Origin of the sequence: Methyloglobulus sp. (genome assembly GCF_040079455.1) — a bacterium.
In the GTDB taxonomy this organism is placed as follows: domain Bacteria; phylum Pseudomonadota; class Gammaproteobacteria; order Methylococcales; family Methylomonadaceae; genus Methyloglobulus.
Map to the genome: position 1 here is coordinate 1 of NZ_JBEBKJ010000156.1, position 3,338 is coordinate 3,338.

Here is a 3,338-nt window from a genome sequence, read left to right on the forward strand (position 1 = left end):
TTTTCCTTGAGCAGTTCAATCAGCCGTTGCTGTTCGGCAATCAGCCCGTCAATTTTCGCGGTTTCGCGATCGAGGAAGGCGGCAATGGTTTGTTGTTCTTCATAAGGAAGCAACGGGCATGGAATGTTGCTAAGGAGTTCGAGATTGAGTCCATCTCGAAGATCACCTCCTGCCATGTTTCTTATGTTTTGGTAATTGGTCACAAGCCACCAATAGAGAAACCGTGCTTCTATCTCTTCCGTCGTAATGATTGCAGCCATTGACTGATTGCAAGTGGTCTTGATAGCAAGCTGTGCTACCATTCCTTTTGTTTTTCCCTGACCAGCAAGAGCCATTACTAGTGCCCCCTTTGGAATCCATTTTGCACTGCTCTTTAGTAATGCTTCTTCACTAATGTATGCTGAAGGCTCTGTAATTATAGGCTCATTTACTGCTCCCGAATTCAACCAAGGTATCGTCCCATCTGTCCAGTAATCAAGATTTAGCTTGTCTGGTGTTCCCCCAGAATATCTCTTAGAAATCCAACGAAGACTTGCCGTTTTCCAATGCTCAGGCACTTCGCCCAGCCATTCCACACCGCTATCCTTGTAGCTTTCGTAACGTGGAAAACTCATACAAGCTCCTGCCAAATACGGCGCTTCATCCAATCGGGCGGAAAATCCATGTCTGCAACAGTAATATTATGCTTAGCGATTAGCTCGTTAAACTTTGTCCGCCAATGATGCTGGCCTGCAATAGTATCCAAGCAATGCAAAAGAATAACTAACGTGTTGTAAAGCTTACGAGACCCGGCTATGAATTCTTTGGTTAGATGTATTGGCTTTGATTTGGGAAGATTAGGCGTGATAGTGAATTCACGGTTCCATAGACGAGAATGATGGGCACATATATTCCGCACCAATGAAAGGTGATGCAACCAAGATTGCAGAACATATTCATCAATGCCATAGACATCAGCTATTGCTCGTCGGGTGGCTTTTGGTTTTAAACTGTTATACCAGCGTGATAGCTGTCCCAATGACATCACTTCGCACACGACCCAAACGGGAGGAAGCGGTTCGTTGTAGGTTGAGAGGTAATGTTTAATAAAAATTTCGTCTGAACGGTTTACTTCTTCCGACAACGTTTTTAGGTTGTTTTGGTAATGTTTAGGGTCAAATAGACTGGCATCCAAATGCCCATGAGCGCCATGTTTATGCGCCAACTGATATGCCCACTGCCCCCTTACTGAAACCTCAATCCGTTCAATAGCATCCAGAACGAGCAGCCGTAATTCACGGTCGAATATATACAAATTAAGAATATCATTGAAATTTGTATTAGGTTTGAACAGGTGTGTCGAATGATTTGCCTCAAAAGGCAACCAGTAAGCCCCAAGGCGATAATAGTTTAGATGCTGTAGATAAAACTTGGCAGAGATGTCATCGTCAACAATCATACCTCGTTGTTTAAGGAGGTCTATTTGTTGTTCGTATGTTGCAGGAGGTTTGGCGAAGGGGCGTTTCACAAAAATGCCGCTCCCAGAAAAAAGTAACCCGCCAGTTTGAGGATGCGCTTTCGCGTATAGCCTTGGCGGGTTTTCTTATGGCGAATTATAGACTTAAAATCCTGCTTATCAAGAAAAAATTTAGCATTCAATCTAAACATGAAATCTTGTCTAACAAAAATCATGCCGTCAGTCCTTCAATCATGGTGAGGATACGGTCAGTGCATTGCTTCAAATCCGCGTCAATCTCGGCCAGTTCACGCGGCGGCTCGAACACATAGAAATGACGGTTGAAGGGGATTTCATAGCCGACTTTGGTTTTGTCGTGGTCTATCCACGCATCGGGCGCATGGGGCAGCACTTCACGCTTGAAATAGGTTTCCACATCTTCGTTGAGCGGCACGTTTTCGGTATCGCGCAGGCTGGAATCCGGTTGTGGTTTGCCTTTCAGTTTGCCCTTTTCGCCGAGGATGATTTTGCCGTTCTCATCTTTTAACGGGCGTTCAACGGTAATGGTGCGATAACCAAAATCACTGTTCTTGAAGATTCTGGAAATGGGTTTCTTGCCGTCGCTGGACTCGATAAATTGCCCGAACAGGCGGGTAATCTCAGTGATATGGTCGTCTGATAGTTCTTTACGCTTTGAGCCAAGGCTTTTCCGCATCTTTTGCCAGAAGTTTGAGGCATCAATCAATTGCACTGTGCCTTTTCTGGCTTCTGGCTTGCGGTTAGAGAGTATCCATACATAGGTTGAAATGCCTGTGTTGTAGAACATATCAGTGGGCAAGCCGATAATGGCTTCTACAAGGTCATTTTCCAGCACATAGCGGCGGATTTCACTTTCACCTGAACCCGCCCCGCCCGTGAACAAGGGCGAACCGTTGAGGACAATGCCAAATCGACTGCCCCCGTCATAGGCGGGACGCATTTTGCTTATCAAGTGCAGCAGGAACAGCAAAGAGCCATCGGAAACACGCGGCAAGACAGGGCCGAAACGACCATTGAAGCCTTGTTGTTCGTGTTCCTTACGGATTTCCTTTTCAACCTTTTTCCATTCCACGCCAAAGGGCGGATTGGAGAGCATGTAGTCGAATTTTTGATGCGGGTAACCGTCTTCGGAAAAAGTGTTACCAAAGGCGATATTGGCGACGTTTTGCCCTTTAATCAACATATCGGACTTACAGATGGCGTAAGACTCTGGATTAAGCTCTTGCCCGTACATGATTAAGCGGGCATCTGGGTTATGTTCCGTCATGTATTGGTCGGCAATCGACAACATGCCGCCCGTACCCGCCGCCGGATCGTAGATGGTGCGGATAACGCCGGGTTTTACCAGGGCATCATTGTCTTCAATAAACAGCAGGTTGACCATCAAGTCAATGACTTCGCGCGGGGTGAAATGCTCACCCGCTGTCTCATTGGAGATTTCGGCAAATTTGCGGATCAGTTCTTCAAACGCCAAGCCCATTTGGTCGTTGCTGACCTTATTGGGATGCAGGTCAATATTGGCGAAGCGTTCGGTAACTTGATAGAGCAATTTGGCTTTATCGAGCCGATCAATTTGGGCATAAAACTCAAAGCGCTCGAAAATATCCCTTGTCTCTGCTGAAAATCCCTGGATATAGGAAAACAGGTTGTCCTTGATATGATCCTGGTCGCCCATCAGTATTTTCATATCCAAAGGCGATATATTGTAAAAACCGCAGCCCGATTTACGCAGCAAGAACGGTGCGCGTTGAGGTCTAAGTTGGATTTTTGGTAGTGGCTAAACATTAACTGATAAGCTCGAATTATAGGTAACGACAAACCAATGAATCATGCCGTCATGCCACGTTGCACACTTGGAGAACGA

General features: G+C 46.0%; 4 protein-coding genes. All 4 read right to left on the reverse strand.

Annotated elements, in window-relative coordinates:
* Positions 1–614 (reverse strand): restriction endonuclease subunit S (locus ABL924_RS18180; RefSeq protein ID WP_349028508.1); only part of this gene is annotated, 614 nt, incomplete at its 3' end.
* On the reverse strand, positions 611–1,507 hold the full coding sequence (locus ABL924_RS18185) for an Abi family protein (RefSeq protein ID WP_349028509.1): 897 nt from the start codon (positions 1,505–1,507) through the stop codon (positions 611–613). The genes ABL924_RS18180 and ABL924_RS18185, both read right to left, overlap by 4 nt.
* Complete coding sequence (locus ABL924_RS18190) at positions 1,504–1,647, reverse strand: hypothetical protein (protein ID WP_349028510.1); 144 nt, start codon at positions 1,645–1,647, stop codon at positions 1,504–1,506. Before ABL924_RS18190 ends, ABL924_RS18185 begins: the two co-directional genes overlap by 4 nt.
* Before the next feature lie 20 nt (positions 1,648–1,667).
* Entirely contained in the window at positions 1,668–3,209 is a 1,542-nt protein-coding gene (locus tag ABL924_RS18195; protein WP_349028511.1) for a class I SAM-dependent DNA methyltransferase, read from the reverse strand.
* Between the last annotated feature and the right edge of the window lie 129 nt (positions 3,210–3,338).